We start from the raw sequence: 17,427 nt of genomic DNA on the forward strand, positions 1-17,427 counted from the left end.
GCAAGTTGCGCCCCTCCCGCACCAGCGCTAGCGCTGGGGCATCATGAACCGCTGGCCGCTGCCTTCTCCGATGCACCTTGCCCTTGATGCGGCGCGCGAGGCGGCGGCTGCGGGCGAAGTGCCGGTCGGCGCGGTGATCGTCAAGGGCGATAGGGTGATCGCGGTGGCAGGGAATGCGACCCGCCTGCCGCCTGATCCCACCGGCCATGCCGAATTGCGGGCGATTCGCCTTGCCGCCGAAGCGCTGGGCGATGAACGGCTGACGGGCTGCGATCTCTATGTCACGCTTGAGCCTTGCGCGATGTGTGCCGGCGCCATTGCCCATGCCCGGATCGCGCGGCTCTATTACGGCGCGGCTGATCCCAAGGGCGGCGCGGTCGAACATGGGGCGCGGGTGTTTGATCAGGCGCAATGCCTCCACCGGCCCGAAGTCTATTCCGGCATGGGTGAGGCTGAAGCGGCCGACTTGCTGCGCGGGTTCTTCCGCGAACGGCGCTAGCGGGCGGGGTGCCGGAAGGACAGGCGCAACTGCCCCGCGGCGAGCCTCTGTTTCCATAGATGAAGCGCACATGGTGATCGATGGATGCGCGTTGTGCGGGCGGTGCCATGCTGGTAGCACAGCGATCATACTGCGCGCAGTCCTGCCCATGCCGTCATCCGTGCGGTGTTCGCGCGAGGGCGTCAGTGCCAGGAACGGGATAGGGGGTGCGACGTGCCGCAGGATCAGCAACAGGGCCCCGCATAGTGGCCACCAGCGAGCGCCGCCGGGTAAAGATCCTTGCCGCCGCCAGCGCGGCGCTTGTTGCGACGCTGGCCTTGGGCGGTTGCGCCAGCCTTGGCGCTGATCCCCCCGCCATGGCGCGCGTCCAGCCGGTCCCCGAACGCTGGGTGCTGGCCGCACCGGGGGAAACCGCGGTGCCGCTCGATCGCTACTTCGAAATGCTAGGCGATCCGCTGGTGGATACTTTGGTCGCCCGTGCGCGGCGCGACAATCTCGATATTGCACAGGCCGCCGCCCGGCTGCGCGCGGCGCGGGCGGGGCTGCGGCAGGCGCGGGCTGATCTGCTGCCAACCTTCAATGCCAACGGCGGGGCGCGGCGCGATGTTGGCGATCTTGCCAGCGACGATGTGCAGCTCTCGCTCGGTGTGGATGCCGCGTGGGAGATCGATCTGTTCGGCCGGATCGATGGTGCGATTGATGCCGCGCGCGGGGATTTGCAGGCGGCAGGCTATTCGCGCGGCGATGTCGAGCGCCTGGTTGTCGCGCAGGTCGCAACCCAGGTCGTCAGCGCCCGTGCGCTTGCCGCCCAGCTTGCCATTGCCCGCGACACGCTCGCCAATCAGGACGACAATCTCCAGATCGCGCGCTGGCGCAATCAGGCGGGCCTCGCCAACAGCCTTGATGTCGAACAGGCGCGCACCCAGCGCGCCCAGACCGCCGCCACCATCCCGCAGCTTGAAAGCAATCTCGTCGCGGTCGCCAATGCCATTTCAACCCTGATCGGTGAGCCGCCGGGCGAGGTCTACCGTGCGCTCACCACTGGCCCGCGCGCGGTCCCCGCTCCGCCCGCCAATGTGGCAATCAATGCGCCTGCCGATACGTTGCGCCGCCGGCCGGATGTGAGCGCCGCCGAGGCGCGGCTCGCCGCCGATCTTGACCGGGTGGGCGTGGCGCGCACCCAGCTTTATCCTCTGGCCCGCTTGTCCGGCACGATCGGCACCAGTGCCCGCAATGTGGGGAGCCTGTTCGATCTGGTTTCGGGCAATATCTTCGCCAGCCTGTCGCAACTGATCTTTGATGGGGGGCGGGCGCGCGGGCGGATCGATGGCGCCGAGGCCGCCGCCGATGCCTCGCTTGCGGCATGGCGGCAGAGCATTCTTGTCGCCCTGCAGGAAGTCGAAAGCGCGGCGGTTGATCTCGAGGCGAATGCCGCACAAGTCCGCGCGCTCGCCGAAGCGAGCGAGGGCGCGCAGAACGCCGCCCTGCTCGCGCGCAGCCAGTATCAGGCCGGGCTGATCGATTTCCAGCGGCTGCTGGTGGCGGAAAGCCAATTGCTCGCCACGCGCAACGCGCTGGTCGGGGCCGAGGCCGCGCGGGCGCAGGCCTTCGTCAGTCTCGCCCGTGCGCTCGGCGGCGGATGGTCAGTGCCCGAGGGCGCGGGCCTTGAACCAGAATCGGTAAGGGAGCCTTCCGCGTGAACGACACGAGCAAGCTGGCAGAGGCGCCCAGCGTCGATGATTTCCTCGGCACCAAGCCAAGGCCGCGCTGGCGGCGCTGGATGAAATACTGGCTGCCCGCGCTGGTGGTGGCGCTGCTGATTGTCGGCATCGCGCAATGCACCGCCGAAGCCCCACCGCCTGACTACATCACCGAAGCCGTGGCGCAGGAATCGCTGGCACTGTCGGTGACCGCGACAGGCAATCTGCGCCCGACCAATCAGGTTGAAGTCGGCGCCGAAGTGACCGGGCCGATCGATAGCGTGCTGGTCGATGTCAACGACGAGGTGACCAAGGGGCAGGTGATCGCGGTGATCAACACCGAGATCATCGATCAGCAGATCGCGCAGGCGCGCGCCAATCTCAATGCGGCGCGCGCGGCCTTGGGGCAGGCGCAGGCGACGCTCGACATCGACAAGGTGCAGCTGGCCCGGCTTGAGGAAGTGCGGCGCCTGTCGGATGGGCGCGTGCCTTCGCAGATCGAGGTCGAGCAGGCCAAGGCGGCAGTCCAGCGCGATCTTGCTGCGGTCGCATCCGCGCGCGCCAATATCGAGGCAGCGCAGGCCTCGCTCAATGGCAACCTTACCACCCGCACTCGCGCGGTGATCCGCGCGCCGGTCAATGGCGTGGTGCTCGCCCGCCGGGTCGAGCCGGGGCAGACCGTGGTGGCCGCCTTCAACACCGTCACCCTGTTCGTGATCGCCGAAGACCTGTCACAGATGCAGCTGCGGGTCTCGATCGACGAGGCTGATGTCGGGCAGGTTCAGGCCGGACAGCAAGCCAGCTTTACCGTTGATGCCTATCCCGGCCGCCGCTTTCCGGCGACGCTCCAGCGGGTTGATCTCGCCTCGCGCAACACCGTCGACAGCCAGTCGGGCGGTGCCAGCGCGGCTGTTGCAAGCGGGAGCGGATCGGTGGTGAGCTACGAGGCGCGGCTTGATGTGGCAAATCCTGAAGGCCTGCTCCGCCCCGGCATGACCGCGACCGCCACCATCGCCACCCAGAACACCGGCAATGCGCTGCTGGTGCCCAATGCCGCGCTGCGCTTTCGGCCTGATGAAAAGAAGGAGGAAGGTGGCGGGGTGTTCCAGCCGCAGATCGGGCTTGAGGATGGCAAGCAGCAGGCGACCATCGGCGAAGGCAGCCGCCAGCAAGTGCAGGTGTTGCAAGCCAACGGCACCCTGAAGGCGATCGAAGTCATCACCGGCCGCAGCGACGGGCGCCGCACCGTGGTGCGGTCAAACACGCTAAAGCCGGGCATGAAGGTCGTCACCGGGGTCAAGGCGGCCCGCAAGTAATGGCCGAGCCGCTCATCCAGCTTGAAGGCATCACCAAGACCTTCGGGAGCGGAGCGGCGGCGTTCCAGGCGCTCAAAGGCATTGATCTGACGATCGAACGCGGCGAATTTGTCGCCATCATGGGCCCTTCGGGTTCGGGCAAGTCGACGACGATGAACATCCTCGGCTGTCTTGATGTGCCCACCGGGGGCGTGTTCCGGTTTCGCGGCGTCGAAGTGCAGAAGCTTGATCGCGATCAGCGCAGCCTGCTGCGGCGGCGCTATCTCGGTTTCGTGTTTCAGGGCTTCAACCTGCTGGCCCGCACCACCGCGCTCGAAAATGTCGAACTGCCGCTGCTCTATCGCGGCGAGCCCAAGGCGGCGCGGCGCGCGGCGGCGCTGCGTGCGCTCGATCAGGTCGGGCTGGTGCCGTGGGCCGATCACACCCCGGCCGAACTTTCCGGTGGCCAGCAGCAGCGCGTCGCCATTGCCCGCGCGCTGGTGACCGAGCCCGATGTGCTGCTCGCCGACGAGCCCACCGGCAATCTCGACAGCGAACGTTCGGTCGAGATCATGGAGCTGCTGCGCCGCCTCAACCGCGAGGGTATCACCATCCTGATGGTCACCCACGAAGAGGAAATGGCCGCCTTTGCCGGCACTATCGTGCGGTTCCGCGATGGGCTGGTCGAACGCATCGAGCGCGGCGCGCGCACGGATCAGGGTAGCCCCGCCTGATGCTCGGCACCTCGATCCTCCTCGCGCTGCGCGAAATCCGCCGCCACATCCTGCGCTCGATCCTGACGACGCTTGGCATCATCATCGGGGTTGCCGCGGTGGTGACGATGGTGACGCTCGGCAACGGGGTGACGGCTTCGGTGCAGGAGGAAATCTCCTCGCTGGGGGCGAGCAATTTCATCGTCTTCCCGGTGCGCACCACGCGCGGCACGGTTCGGCCTTTCGACGAGGCTGATGTGCGCGCGGTCGCCCAGCAGATCGCCGGGGTCGAGATCGCGGCGGGGCAGGTTTCGGCCAATGCGACCGCGTTCTACAACGGACAGGACTGGGACACGCGGGTGCAGGGGATCGGCAATGCCTTCCTCGAGGCGCAGGCGATCGCAGTGGAAGAAGGGCGGCGCTTCACCCGCGAGGAAGAGGAAGCGGGCAAGAATGTCTGCCTGCTCGGCATCAAGGTGCGCGAGGCGATTTTCCCGCCCGGCACCAGCCCGGTTGGCGCGCGGATGCGGCTTGGCAATGTGTCGTGTCAGGTGATCGGGCTGGTCGAGGAACGTGGGCAGGGCGGCGGCGGCGCGGATGATGATGATGCGGTCTACCTGCCGCTCAAGAACGTGCAGCGCCGGTTTCGCGGCAATGACAATCTCGATTACTTCGTGATCAAATATGATCCGGCCTATGCGCCGGGGGTGATCCAGGATTCGCTGGTCGATCTGCTGCGCGAACGGCGGCTGCTGCAAGATGCAGAGCCCAATGATTTCAACGTGATCGATACCGCACAGGTCAATCAGGCGCTCGGCGCAGCGACGGGCGCGTTGACAGCGATGGTCGCGGTGATTGCCTCGATCAGCTTGCTGGTGGGCGGGATCGGGATCATGAACATCATGCTTGTCTCGGTGACCGAGCGCACCCGCGAGATCGGCATCCGTCTCGCCATCGGCGCGCTGGCCCGGGAGGTGCGGCTGCAATTCCTGACCGAGGCGGTGGTGCTTTGCGCGCTGGGTGGCCTTGCCGGGGTTGCGCTGGGCTTTGCCGCTTCGGTCGGGCTCGCTGCCGTGATCGACGTGCCTTTTCTGTTCGATCCAGTGATTAACATTGTCAGCTTCGTGTTCGCGGCCTGCATGGGGATCGTGTTCGGCTATTACCCGGCACGGCGCGCCTCGCAGCTCGATCCGATTGATGCGCTGCGCCACGAATAGCCCGCTTCTGCGGGATCATTGGCCACCCGCTTTGTGAAAGCGCATCGCGCATACAGCAACGGCGCGGGAGCATGACCCCCGCGCCGCTGTCTGTTCGCGCCATGAGGCTGCGGATCAGAACACTTCGAACAGGCCTGCCGCACCCATGCCGCCGCCCACGCACATGGTCACGACGACATATTTCGCGCCGCGGCGCTTGCCTTCGATCAGCGCGTGGCCGGTGCAGCGCGCACCCGTCATGCCATAGGGGTGGCCGATCGAGATCGAGCCGCCATTGACGTTGAGGATGTCGTTGGGGATGCCCAGCTTGTCACGGCAGTAGAGCACCTGCACCGCGAAAGCCTCGTTGAGTTCCCACAGGCCGATATCATCCATCTTGAGACCGGCGGCCTTGAGCAGCTTGGGGATCGCGAAGACCGGGCCGATGCCCATCTCGTCAGGCTCGGTGCCCGCGACCGCCATGCCGACATAGCGGCCGAGCGGCTGGAGCCCGCGCTGTTCGGCGAGCTTGGCTTCCATCAGCACGGCGGCCGAGGAACCGTCCGACAGCTGCGAGGCATTGCCGGCGGTGATGTTCATGCCGGGGCCCATCACCGGCTGGAGCGCTTGCAGCCCTTCCAGCGTGGTTTCGGGGCGGTTGCCTTCGTCCTTGGTGAGAGTCACTTCGACTTCGCTGACTTCGCCGGTCGCCTTGTCCTTCACCTGCATGGTGGCGGTGACGGGGACGATTTCGGCGTCGAACAGCCCGGCCGCCTGCGCGGCGGCGGTGCGCTGCTGCGATTGCAGGGCGTATTCATCCTGCGCCTCGCGGCTGATGCCGTAGCGCTTGGCCACGGTTTCCGCTGTGCCGAGCATCGGCATGTAGACATCCTTGTGCATCGCGATCAGCGAGCGATCAGGCGCCACGCGCATTTCCGGCGTCTGCACCATCGAGATCGAATCCTGCCCGCCGCCGACAACGATATCCATGTTGTCGACGATGATCTGCTTGGCCGCGGTGGCAATCGCCATCAGGCCCGAAGAGCACTGGCGGTCGATGGTCTGCGCTGCGACGGTGACAGGGCAACCGGCGCGCAGGGCCACCTGTCGCCCGATATTGCCCGATTGCGTGCCCTGGGTGAGCACTGCGCCCCACACCACATCATCAATCGCACCGGCTTCGATCCCGGCCCGTTCGATGGCAGGAGCAAGCGAGAGCGCACCCAGCGTGGCGCCGGGGGTGGCATTGAACGCGCCCTTGTAGGCACGCCCAATCGGCGTGCGGGCGGTGGAGACGATAACAGCGTCGCGTGACATAATATGGGGTATCCTTTTCTTTACAGCCGCCATCCCAGCGCAATCTGGGACCTCGGGCGGCCGGGAGGGGCGCTGAAGGCCCTGGGCCCCAGCTTGCGCTGGGGTGACGGGATAGCGATCAGACGAAGAACAGCGTCATCCACTCGCAGATCAGCGCGGGCTTGTCCTCGCCTTCGATCTCGATGGTGATCTCGACGGTCTGCTGCCACTGACCGGGGCGCTTCTCGGCCATTTCGAGCAGCTTCCACTGGCCACGGATGCGCTTGCCCGAGCGGACCGGCGCGATGAAGCGGGTCTTGTTGCCACCATAGTTGACGGCCATCTTGATCCCGTCGACGCGCGGCATGTCGCTGTTGGCCGACAGGTAGGGGATCATCGACAGTGTCAGGAAGCCATGGGCAATGGTGCCGCCGAACGGCGTCATCTTGGCCATTTCTTCGTTGACGTGGATGAACTGGTGGTCACCGGTCGCCTCGGCGAACTGGTTGATGCGCTCTTGGCTCATCTCGACCCATTCGCTGGTGGCAAAATGCTCCCCAACCTTGGCGGCGATTTCTTGCGGGGTCATCGGGCTCCTCCTCTTCAAAAGGCGGCGAAATCCCGTGTCCGCCGCTGCTGTGACGCGCCGCTTCATGGCGCATCATCGGGGGGAGTGCAACGCCGAGCGCCCTGCCGTTACGGCACGGCGAGGCTGGCGCGGCACATGGCGGTGGCGGGGCGCGGGTGGGCGCGAATCACACCATGCCGGACGGGCGCTGACCAAAGGATCACGGATCAGCGCCGTGCGGCAAATTATCTGCCTGTTTACTTACTCTTGCTAGGACAAAGCATCACCTTGGCCGTGCGGATGATTCCGCCGGGCCAGTGGCAGGACAGGCAGGGAACGGGCAGCATGGCTTTCGGGCGCGAGCACAGGGCAAAGGCACGGGCGATGGCGCAGCCGCGCGCCGGGCAAGCGCGGACACGGGTTCCGCTGCGTGCGCATCCCGCCTTTGCACCGCTGCTCGGCATCTGGGGCGCTGCGCTTGGCGGGGTTATGATGGGCGTGCTTCCCGCCGCAATCCTTGCGTCTCTCGCCAGCACCATGCCGGCCGAACTCGCGCCTTTCCCGGCGCGCCTGACCTTCGCGGTCGGCGGCGCCGTCGTGCTGGGCCTTGTGAGTTTTGCGCTGGCCCGCGGCCTTGGCGCTCGCGCCGCTTCGGCTGCCGCCGAGAGCCCGCAGTCGAGCCGCGTGCGCCCGCTCGATCCGGCGGAGGATCTTGATGGCGCAAGTCTTGATGCCCCGCTGCCCGCCGGCCTGTTTTCGCGCAGCACCGATTGGCTGCCCGATCAGCCCGCTGATGAGGTGCTGGCCGAAGAAGCGGCGGCCGAACTTGCCGCCGCCCGCGCGGATGTGCTGCCGGGCCCTGCGCCCGTGCCCGAGGTGATCGAGGCGGTATCTGCTGCGCCGCGCGAACTGGATCTGGCGGAATTTGCCGTGCTGCCGGGCCGCAACGCGGTGTGGGTGGAAGAGCCTGCCGCGCAGGCCCCCGCGGCGGAGCCTGCCACCGCCATGCCCGCTGCGCTGGCCAAGCTGCGCGCCGTACCCCCGGCCGAGCTCAGCCTGTGCCAGATGGTCGAACGCTTTGCCGCCGCCTTGCAGGATTATCAGGCCGGACAGCCTGATCTGCCCGCCGCCACCCCGGCACCGCCACCTGCCGCCCCGACCGCCGCGGCGACAACCGTAACCCAGCGCGAATTGATGCTGGGCGAAGCGCTCGAAGCGCTGGCCCGGGTGTCGCGCGCCGAACTCGCGCGCCGCCGCGGCACGGACACGATCACTGCCGTGCCGTGGATGCAGCAAAACGCGGGGTAAGCGCGCGCGATGCAAGTGTGCGGCGGAAATGATGCTTGCCGCGCAATCTAACTAAAGTTTTTCCTTTGGCTCGCGTAATAATCCATCGCCTTATCCCATTGCCAAATCCGCTTCCTGTCGGCATGAGGGAAGCGAAACAGGGTGAATATGGCCGTAACCGGCTCAAATCGCCCATCATTCCTGCCGGTAAGCACACGTGATTCGTGCCTTTTCGCACGGTGACGGCGTGCCTGTCGGCGTCTGACAGAACGGATAATGCCATGGGATACCCCCATCCCCAGGGTCTCTATGACCCGCGCAACGAACATGACGCCTGCGGTGTCGGGATGGTCGCTCATATCAAGGGCGACAAGAGCCATGGCATCATCACGCAGGCGCTCGAGATCCTCGAAAAGCTCGATCACCGCGGCGCGGTTGGCGCGGATCCGCTGCTGGGTGATGGCGCGGGGATTCTCATCCAGATTCCCGATCCGCTGATCCGCCGCTGGGCGCAAGGCGCAGGCCATGATCTGCCTGCGCCGGGCGATTATGCGATTGCGATGTGCTTCCTTCCGCAGGACGAGGCCGCGCGTGCTTTCGTGAAGGAGCGGATGGAAGTCTTCACCGCCAAGGAAGGCCAGCGGTTTGTCGGCTGGCGCACCGTGCCGACAACGCAGGACGGGCTTGGCGCGGCGGTGATTGCCTCGATGCCGGTGATCGAGATGGCGGTGGTCGCGCGCGGGGAGAACTGCGCCGATCAGGATGCATTCGAACGCAAGATCCTCACCATCCGCAAGCAGGTGCAGAACCCGCTGGCGCAGCTTGCTGAAAAGCACGGCCTGCCGACGCTGGTGGATACCTATCTTCCCAGCTTCTCGACCCGAACGCTGGTCTACAAGGGCCTGTTGCTGGCGACGCAGGTGGGCAGCTTTTACGACGATCTGCGCGATCCCGATTGCGTCTCGGCACTCGGCCTCGTCCACCAGCGTTTCTCGACCAACACCTTCCCGAGCTGGCGGCTCGCCCACCCGTTCCGCTTCATCGCCCACAACGGCGAGATCAACACGGTGCGCGGCAACGTCAACTGGATGAACGCCCGTCGCCGCACCATGGAAAGCGAGCTGCTCGGCCCCGATCTCGACAAGATGTGGCCAATCATCCCGCACGGGCAATCGGACACGGCGTGCCTCGACAACGCGCTCGAACTGCTGCTGGCAGGGGGTTACAGCCTCGCCCATGCGATGATGATGCTGATCCCCGAAGCGTGGAGCGGCAATGCGCTGATGGACCCTGCGCGGCGCGCCTTCTACGAATATCACGCCGCGCTGATGGAGCCATGGGACGGCCCGGCGGCGGTCTGCTTCACCGATGGCCGCCAGATCGGCGCGACGCTGGATCGCAACGGGCTGCGCCCGGCGCGTTACTGCGTGACCAAGGATGATATCGTCTGCCTCGCTTCGGAAAGCGGCGTCTTGCCGTTTGCCGAAGAGGATATCGTGCGCAAGTGGCGGCTTCAGCCGGGCAAGATGCTGCTGATCGATCTCGAACAGGGGCGCATCATCGAGGATGATGAGCTCAAGGCCGATCTCGCCGCCGCGCAGCCCTATGCCAAGTGGCTCGCTCAGGCGCAGTACAAGCTCGAAGACATCACCGGCATCGAAGCCGCGCCCGGCGCGAGCGAGGCGGCCTCCGAAGGGGTAAGCCTGCTCAAGCGTCAGCAGGCCTTCGGCTACACACAGGAAGATATCGGCAAGTTCCTCGAACCGATGGCGGTTGCGGGGGATGATCCGGTCGGCTCGATGGGTACGGATACGCCGCTTGCGGTGCTGTCGAACCGTTCGCGACTGCTCTATGATTATTTCAAGCAGAACTTCGCGCAGGTCACCAATCCGCCGATCGATCCGATCCGCGAAGAACTGGTGATGAGCCTTACCAGCATGATCGGCCCGCGCCCCAATCTGCTCGGCCGCGATGCCGGGACGCACAAGCGGCTTGAGGTCGATCAGCCGATCCTTTCGAACGAGGATCTCGCCAAGATCCGCTCGGTCGAAGAAGTGCTGGATGGCGCCTTCCGCTGCAGCACCATCGACATGACGTGGGACGTCGCGAGCGGGGCTGCGGGCCTCGCGCAGGCGATTAAGGAAATGTGCTGGGCCGCCACCGAAGCGGTGTTGCAGGACAAGAACATCCTTGTTTTGTCCGACCGCGCGCAAAGCGAAAGCCGCGTGCCGATGCCCGCGCTGCTCGCCACCGCCGCGGTGCATCATCACCTCGTCCGGCAGGGTCTGCGGATGCAGACCGGGCTGGTGGTGGAGACGGGCGAAGCGCGCGAAGTGCATCACTTCTGCGTGCTCGCCGGTTACGGCGCGGAAGCGATCAATCCCTATCTCGCGCTCGAAACGCTGGAAGATCTGCGCGCCCGCCGCCACCCCGATCTTGCGGCCGAAAAGGTGCGTTCGAACTATATCAAGGCCATCGGCAAGGGCATCCGCAAGGTCATGTCCAAGATGGGCATCTCGACCTACCAGTCCTATTGCGGCGCGCAGATTTTTGACGCGGTCGGGCTGTCCTCGGCCTTTATCGAACAATATTTCACCGGCACGGCAACCACCATCGAAGGCATCGGCCTTGCCGAAGTCGCCGAGGAAGCCTTGCGGCGGCACAGCGCCGCCTATGGCGATGATCCGCTCTATGAAACGATGCTCGATGTCGGGGGGATCTACCAATACCGCCTGCGCGGTGAGGAACACGCCTGGACGCCGCAGAATGTCGCCCAGTTGCAGCACGCGGTGCGCGGCAATGATCCCAAGAACTACGAGGAATTCGCCAAGTCGATCAACGAGCAGTCGGAACGGCTGCTGACGATCCGCGGATTGCTTGAATTCAAGAAAGCCGATCAGCCGATCCCGCTCGACGAAGTCGAACCCGCGGCCGAAATCGTGAAGCGCTTCTCCACCGGGGCGATGAGCCTCGGCTCGATCAGCCACGAAGCGCATTCGACCATGGCGATCGCGATGAACCGCATCGGCGGGCGTTCGAACACGGGCGAGGGCGGGGAGGAGCCGTTCCGCTTCAAGCCGCTGCCCAATGGCGATTCGATGCGCAGCCGGATCAAGCAGGTTGCTTCGGGCCGGTTTGGCGTGACGACGGAATATCTCGTCAATTCGGACGATATCCAGATCAAGATGGCGCAGGGCGCAAAGCCCGGCGAAGGCGGCCAGCTGCCCGGTCACAAGGTCGACAAGCGCATCGGCGCGGTCCGCCATTCGACTCCGGGTGTGGGCCTGATCTCGCCGCCGCCGCACCACGACATCTACTCGATCGAAGACCTCGCGCAGTTGATCCACGATCTCAAGAACGTGAACCCCGTCGCGCGGATTTCGGTCAAGCTGGTGTCCGAAGTCGGCGTCGGCACGGTCGCGGCGGGCGTTTCCAAGGCACGCGCGGACCATGTGACGATTGCGGGCTATGACGGCGGGACGGGCGCCTCGCCGCTGACCTCGCTGACCCACGCGGGCTCACCGTGGGAGATCGGCTTGGCCGAGACCCAGCAGACGCTGTTGCTCAATGATCTGCGCAGCCGCATTGCGGTGCAGGTCGATGGCGGGCTGCGCACCGGCCGTGATGTCGCCATCGGCGCGCTGCTCGGCGCGGACGAATTCGGCTTCGCCACCGCGCCACTGATTGCCGCCGGGTGCATCATGATGCGCAAGTGCCACCTCAACACCTGCCCCGTTGGCGTCGCCACGCAAGACCCGGTGCTGCGCGCGCGCTTCACCGGCCAGCCCGAGCATGTGGTGAACTACATGTTCTTCGTCGCCGAAGAACTGCGCCAGATCATGGCCGAAATGGGCTTCCGCACGGTTGCCGAGATGGTCGGCCGGGTCGACCGGCTCGACACCCGCCGGATGGAGCGCCACTGGAAGGCGCGCGGGATCGATTTGTCGCGCATCCTCCATCAGGTCCCGCTCGCCCAAGGGGCTTCGCTGCGCCAGATCGGGGTGCAGGAGCATGGGCTTGAAGGTGCGCTCGACAATCAGCTCATCGCCGATTGCCGGAACGCCATCGACACCAAGGCCCCGGTGCAACTGGCCTATGAAGTGCGCAACGTGAACCGCACGGTCGGCGCGATGCTGTCGGGCGAAATCGCCAAGGCGCACGGGCACGAAGGCCTGCCGACCGACACGATCCGCATCAATCTGACGGGCGTTGCCGGGCAGAGCTTCGGCGCGTGGCTCGCCCATGGGGTGACGCTTGATCTCGAAGGCGATGCCAATGACTATGTCGGCAAGGGGCTTTCGGGCGGGCGCATCATCGTGCGCCAGCCTGCCGAGGCACCGCGCAGCAGCCAGGATAACATCATCGTCGGCAACACCGTGATGTATGGCGCGATTGCGGGCGAGGCTTATTTCAACGGGGTCGCGGGTGAACGCTTCGCGGTGCGCAATTCGGGCGCCATTGCGGTGGTCGAAGGCGCGGGCGATCACGCCTGCGAATACATGACCGGCGGCGTGGTGGTGGTGCTGGGCAAGACCGGGCGCAACTTTGCCGCGGGCATGAGCGGCGGGGTCGCCTATGTCTACGATCCGGAAGGGCGGTTCACGGACCTCGTCAACCATGCGCAGGTCGATCTGCTGCCGGTCAGCGCCGCGCCCGATGCCGAGGAAGGGACGGGCCGCCCGTCACAGCGCCCGCGCTCGGTCCACGATTTCGGCATGGGCGACATGCTGCGCCACGATGCCGAGCGGCTGCGCATTCTGGTGGAACGTCACCAGCTCCACACCGGCAGCAAGCTCGCGGGCGAATTGCTGGCGGATTGGGACGCGGCGCTCACGCGCTTCGTCAAGGTCATGCCGCGCGATTACGCCAAGGCGCTCAAACTGCTCGAAGCGGAACGGGCCGAGGCGGCAAGCGTAGCAGCGGAGTGATGTCGGATTGTCTCGACATTGCGACCCCGGCCTTGAGCCGGGGGAAGCAATCCAGAGCGGCAGGGCGCAGCTCTGGATTGCTGCGGGGCCTTCAGCCCCTCGCAATGACGAATTGAAGCGAAGGTAAAGACACGTGGGCAAGGAAACCGGATTTCTCGAGCTGGACCGCCGCGAGCGGGATTATCTCGATCCGAAAGAGCGGCTGAAGAATTACCGCGAATTCGTGATCCAGCCGGACGATGCGACCCTGCAATCGCAGGCCTCGCGCTGCATGGATTGCGGCATTCCCTATTGTCACAACGGCTGCCCGGTGAACAACATCATCCCCGACTGGAACCATCTGGTTTATGAAGGGGATTGGAAGAACGCGCTCACCGTGTTGCATTCGACCAACAATTTCCCCGAATTCACCGGCCGCATCTGCCCCGCCCCGTGCGAGGCGAGCTGCACGCTCAACATCATTGATCAGCCCGTGACGATCAAATCGATCGAATGCGCCATCGTTGATCGCGGGTGGCAGGAAGGCTGGATCAAGCCGCAATTGCCCGAGAAGAAAACCGGCAAGCAGGTCGCCGTGGTCGGCTCCGGCCCGGCCGGGCTCGCCTGCGCCCAGCAGCTTGCGCGCGCCGGCCATTCGGTGACGGTGTTCGAGAAGGCGGATCGCGTCGGCGGGTTGCTGCGCTACGGCATCCCCGATTTCAAAATGGAAAAGCACCTCATCAACCGGCGCTGTGTCCAGATGGAAGCCGAAGGGGTGACCTTCAAAACCTCCAAGGAAGTCGGCGTCGATATCTCCTTCAAGACCTTGCAGGAGAATTACGGCGCGGTGGTGCTGGCTGGCGGCGCTGAAGAAGCGCGCGGGCTGGATATTCCGGGTGCGGAAATGCCCGGCGTGCGGCTGGCGATGGAATTCCTCACCCAGCAGAACAAGCGCGTTGCGGGCGATGATGAATTGCGCGCCGCGCCGCGCGGTTCGCTGTTCGCCACGGGCAAGCATGTCGTGGTGATCGGCGGCGGCGATACGGGCAGCGATTGCGTCGGCACCTCGAACCGGCAGGGCGCGGCAAGCGTCACCCAGCTCGAAATCATGCCCAAGCCGCCGGAAAAGGAAGACAAGGCGCTGACTTGGCCCGATTGGCCGATGAAGCTGCGCACCTCGTCAAGCCATCAGGAAGGTGTCGAGCGCGACTGGGCGGTGCTGGCCAAGCGGGTGATCGGCGATGGCGAGAAAGTCACCGGGCTTGAATGCGTGCGGGTCGAATGGTCGGGCGGCCAGATGCGCGAGGTGGACGGCAGCACCTTCACCATTCCGGCAGACCTGATCCTGCTCGCCATGGGCTTTACCGGGCCGAAGAAGGCAGGGCTGCTCGAGCAGGCAGGCGTCGATCTGTCGGCGCGCGGCAACGTTGAGGCCGACACCGACAGCTACGCCACCAATGTGCCGGGCGTGTTTGCTTGCGGCGACATGCGGCGCGGGCAGAGCCTTGTGGTCTGGGCGATCCGTGAAGGACGCCAATGCGCGCGCAGCGTCGATGAAGCGCTGATGGGCGCGACCGCGCTGCCGCGCTGAGTTTTATTCGGCGATCCGCCGCGTCTTGCCGATCCGCTGTGCGGTGATATCGCGCTGGCGGAACGGCAGGCGGTGCCATTGCTTGGTGGCATAGGCGCGGGTCTGATCGGCATAATGCGGCGAGGCCGGGTTGGTCGATTGCGAATAGCTGAGCAGCGCATCGGCGACCGGGCCTGCCGCGTCAAAGCCGACGATCTGGATGTAGCTGGTGCCATGCACCGGCACGAGCCCGCCGCCCGGCGCCGGACGCGCGTCCTGATAATTGAGCACACCCGCCGTGCCCGGCCCGCCATGGATCGGGATGCGTTCGTCCCCGGCGCGCCAGTGCTGCACACTGCCCCATGGCGCATCGAGCGCGATGCCCGCCTTGTCGAGCGCCGCTGCGGCATCACCCAGCGCGGCGAGCAGCTTGTCGCCCTGCTTGTCTGTCGCCAGATCGTGCGGCGTGTTCACCGGATCGGCGGGATCGAACGGCACGGCCCATAGCCCCGCCATCGTCCCGACCTTGGCCCAGAATTCGCGGAACAGCGCTGCGCCCCGGCTGTCGCTGTCGAACCGGCGATCCCATCTGCCCAGCGCGGCGCAGCCGCGCGCGACATCCGCTGCCGGCGCGCTGGCGGCCGCGCACAGCGCAAGCACTTCGTCCACGGCCATATCAGCGGCGAGACTCTTGTTGGCGAAGGCCAGAGCCTTGGCCCGGGCGTGATCGACCTTGCCTGCGGCGAGCATGGCTTCGGTCTCGATGAAGTTGGAACGCGTGCGCAAGGTCAGCCGGGCCGCGTATGCACCCATCATCGGAGACAGCCGCCGGTGCGGCATGCGCGGATTGCTCAGCCAATAGCTATCATTCGAATTGGTGAGATAGTCGCGCACGATGGTGGCGGCCTGATCGCTGGCCGGCATCAGTCCGGGTTCGGGCGTGCCGTTTGCCGCATCCCAATCACAGGCGGATTTGCTGCCGTCGAGCAACACGGCGAGTTCGGCAAAGAGCGGCGTGAACGGCGTGGCGCAAGCGGTCGCCTTCTCCGCCGAGACATTGGGCACGGCAGTGACATCGGCATGCAATGCGTCACCGTAGCGATCGGCGGCAATGGTGTTGACCCATGGGATGCCGAGCGTTTCGCTGACTGCGGCTTTGATCTCGGCGACATTCTTCGCCTCGCCAATCCGCAGCCACGCTTCGACAGCGCGTTGGTTGCCGCGGTTGGCATCCTTGAGCGCGAAGGCGCTTTGCGTGTTCCAGGTGATCCCGCGGGCGGGCACGACGAAGACCGGGCCGAAGCGGGTTGACCACAGCGTCCGGGTGACAGGCGGTGTGCCCTCGGGCATCGGGACCGTGACGGTGCGCGGCGTCATCGCCTCGCTGATGCCATCGACGAGGTAGCGGGTCGGATCGGCGGGATCGAGCTTTAGGTGGAAGAGCGTGAAATGGCGGGCCGCGGTCACGGTGTGCGTCCACGCGGCGTCCTTGTTGAAGCCGAGCGTCGGCAAGGGCGTACCGGCGAGGCCGACACCCATCACCTCATAGCCATCCGGCCCTTTGACATGCATCTGCCAGAAGCGGCTCGGCCCCTGCCACGGGAAGTGCGGATTGCCGATGACAAGCCCGCGCCCGTCGGCCGTGGCATCGCCGCCGAAGGCCCAGCCATTGCTGCCAAGGCCCAGTTCGCCCGGCTCGGGCAGCCGGATCGCGACCTTGGGTGGTGGGCTGCCCGGCGGTGCGGCGCTGGCGATGGCCGGTGCCAGATTGAGCGAGCTCGCTAGCAGCATCTGCTTTTCATTGAGGCGCAGCAGATCATCGGTGGTGATCGGCCGCACCCATGCCTTGCCGCGGCATTCGGCGGAAATGCCCGCTGTCCCGGCATCGCGCAGGAAGCGGTTATAGCCCGCGGCATAACCTTCCATCAGTTCCCGCGCGCGCGGTGTGAGCGACCGGGTGGCTTCCTGCAAGGCGGGCAGATCGATCACCGCGCGGAAGAACACATCCGATGACAGGTTATCGACCTCCTGAAAGCCGAGCGTCGCCTTGTTCTCCGGCCCGAAATGGCGCGAACGTTCGCCTGCGACGGTGGCGATCTCCTCGGCCAGCAGGCACAGATTGTCCTCGGCATAGGCATAGGCGACACCATAGCCGACACCGCGCCAGTCGCGTGCGGTGATGTGCGGGATGCCATAGGTCGTGCGGGTGATGCTGGCCTGATAGGTCTTGCCCGCGAAGGCCTCGCTCGCGGGGACCACCAGCATCCCTGTCATGGCTGCTGCCGCCAGCGTTATCCGCCCAAGTGCCATCCGTCCTGTCATAGCCCCACCCGTCGAGTCTGCGTGATTATGGACTCGAGCCTAAGGTTCCCATGCGCGGCTGGCAAGCTGGCCAA

General features: G+C 65.8%; 11 protein-coding genes. 8 read left to right on the forward strand and 3 right to left on the reverse strand.

Annotated elements, in window-relative coordinates; all coding sequences use genetic code 11:
* Positions 1-43 precede the first annotated feature (43 nt).
* The 5 genes from SOQ14_RS07820 (at position 44) to SOQ14_RS07840 (ending at position 5,424) form a co-directional block, all read left to right on the forward strand.
* Complete coding sequence (locus SOQ14_RS07820; protein ID WP_322897500.1) at positions 44-499, forward strand: nucleoside deaminase; 456 nt, start codon at positions 44-46, stop codon at positions 497-499.
* 245 nt (positions 500-744) lie between these two features.
* Positions 745-2,199, forward strand: coding sequence for an efflux transporter outer membrane subunit (locus tag SOQ14_RS07825; RefSeq protein WP_322897501.1), 1,455 nt, complete (start codon positions 745-747; stop codon positions 2,197-2,199).
* Positions 2,196-3,515: an efflux RND transporter periplasmic adaptor subunit gene (locus tag SOQ14_RS07830; protein ID WP_322897503.1), complete on the forward strand. Its 1,320-nt coding sequence runs from the start codon at positions 2,196-2,198 to the stop codon at positions 3,513-3,515. Before SOQ14_RS07825 ends, SOQ14_RS07830 begins: the two co-directional genes overlap by 4 nt.
* Positions 3,515-4,228, forward strand: a complete 714-nt coding sequence (locus SOQ14_RS07835; protein WP_322897504.1) for an ABC transporter ATP-binding protein — start codon at positions 3,515-3,517, stop codon at positions 4,226-4,228. The genes SOQ14_RS07830 and SOQ14_RS07835 overlap by 1 nt, the downstream gene beginning before the upstream one ends.
* Positions 4,228-5,424: an ABC transporter permease gene (locus SOQ14_RS07840; protein ID WP_322897505.1), complete on the forward strand. Its 1,197-nt coding sequence runs from the start codon at positions 4,228-4,230 to the stop codon at positions 5,422-5,424. Before SOQ14_RS07835 ends, SOQ14_RS07840 begins: the two co-directional genes overlap by 1 nt.
* Positions 5,425-5,538: 114 nt before the next feature.
* Here the strand turns inward: SOQ14_RS07840 and SOQ14_RS07845 are convergent, their stop codons facing one another.
* Both SOQ14_RS07845 and SOQ14_RS07850 read right to left on the reverse strand, forming a co-directional pair.
* Positions 5,539-6,720: an acetyl-CoA C-acyltransferase gene (locus SOQ14_RS07845; protein WP_322897506.1), complete on the reverse strand. Its 1,182-nt coding sequence runs from the start codon at positions 6,718-6,720 to the stop codon at positions 5,539-5,541.
* A gap of 118 nt (positions 6,721-6,838) precedes the next feature.
* On the reverse strand, positions 6,839-7,288 hold the full coding sequence (locus SOQ14_RS07850) for a MaoC family dehydratase (RefSeq protein WP_322897507.1): 450 nt from the start codon (positions 7,286-7,288) through the stop codon (positions 6,839-6,841).
* Positions 7,289-7,612: 324 nt separating this feature from the next.
* Between SOQ14_RS07850 and SOQ14_RS07855 the strand changes: the two genes are divergently transcribed.
* From SOQ14_RS07855 to gltD, 3 genes are all read left to right on the forward strand, one after another.
* Positions 7,613-8,575 (forward strand): hypothetical protein, encoded by a 963-nt coding sequence (locus SOQ14_RS07855; protein ID WP_322897508.1) that lies wholly within the window; start codon positions 7,613-7,615, stop codon positions 8,573-8,575.
* Between the two features lie 260 nt (positions 8,576-8,835).
* Positions 8,836-13,482 carry a glutamate synthase large subunit gene (gene gltB, locus SOQ14_RS07860; protein WP_322897509.1) on the forward strand — a complete coding sequence of 1,549 codons (4,647 nt, stop codon included), beginning with the start codon at positions 8,836-8,838 and terminating at the stop codon, positions 13,480-13,482.
* A 133-nt stretch (positions 13,483-13,615) separates the two neighbouring features.
* Positions 13,616-15,052, forward strand: coding sequence for a glutamate synthase subunit beta (gltD, locus tag SOQ14_RS07865; protein WP_322897510.1), 1,437 nt, complete (start codon positions 13,616-13,618; stop codon positions 15,050-15,052).
* A 3-nt stretch (positions 15,053-15,055) separates the two neighbouring features.
* Here the strand turns inward: gltD and SOQ14_RS07870 are convergent, their stop codons facing one another.
* Positions 15,056-17,353 carry a penicillin acylase family protein gene (locus SOQ14_RS07870; RefSeq protein WP_322897511.1) on the reverse strand — a complete coding sequence of 766 codons (2,298 nt, stop codon included), beginning with the start codon at positions 17,351-17,353 and terminating at the stop codon, positions 15,056-15,058.
* Positions 17,354-17,427 lie beyond the last annotated feature (74 nt).

Origin of the sequence: Erythrobacter epiphyticus (genome assembly GCF_034653295.1) — a bacterium.
GTDB lineage: Bacteria > Pseudomonadota > Alphaproteobacteria > Sphingomonadales > Sphingomonadaceae > Erythrobacter.

What these genes read in the sequence shown, in the direction of transcription:
- SOQ14_RS07845 (WP_322897506.1), bottom strand. Translation starts at nt 6,720, where the DNA reads ATGTCACGCGACGCTGTTATCGTCTCCACCGCCCGCACGCCGATTGGG.
- SOQ14_RS07870 (WP_322897511.1), bottom strand. Translation starts at nt 17,353, where the DNA reads ATGACAGGACGGATGGCACTTGGGCGGATAACGCTGGCGGCAGCAGCC.
- SOQ14_RS07835 (WP_322897504.1), top strand. Translation starts at nt 3,515, where the DNA reads ATGGCCGAGCCGCTCATCCAGCTTGAAGGCATCACCAAGACCTTCGGG.
- SOQ14_RS07840 (WP_322897505.1), top strand. Translation starts at nt 4,228, where the DNA reads ATGCTCGGCACCTCGATCCTCCTCGCGCTGCGCGAAATCCGCCGCCAC.
- gltB (WP_322897509.1), top strand. Translation starts at nt 8,836, where the DNA reads ATGGGATACCCCCATCCCCAGGGTCTCTATGACCCGCGCAACGAACAT.
- SOQ14_RS07820 (WP_322897500.1), top strand. Translation starts at nt 44, where the DNA reads ATGAACCGCTGGCCGCTGCCTTCTCCGATGCACCTTGCCCTTGATGCG.
- SOQ14_RS07855 (WP_322897508.1), top strand. Translation starts at nt 7,613, where the DNA reads ATGGCTTTCGGGCGCGAGCACAGGGCAAAGGCACGGGCGATGGCGCAG.
- SOQ14_RS07850 (WP_322897507.1), bottom strand. Translation starts at nt 7,288, where the DNA reads ATGACCCCGCAAGAAATCGCCGCCAAGGTTGGGGAGCATTTTGCCACC.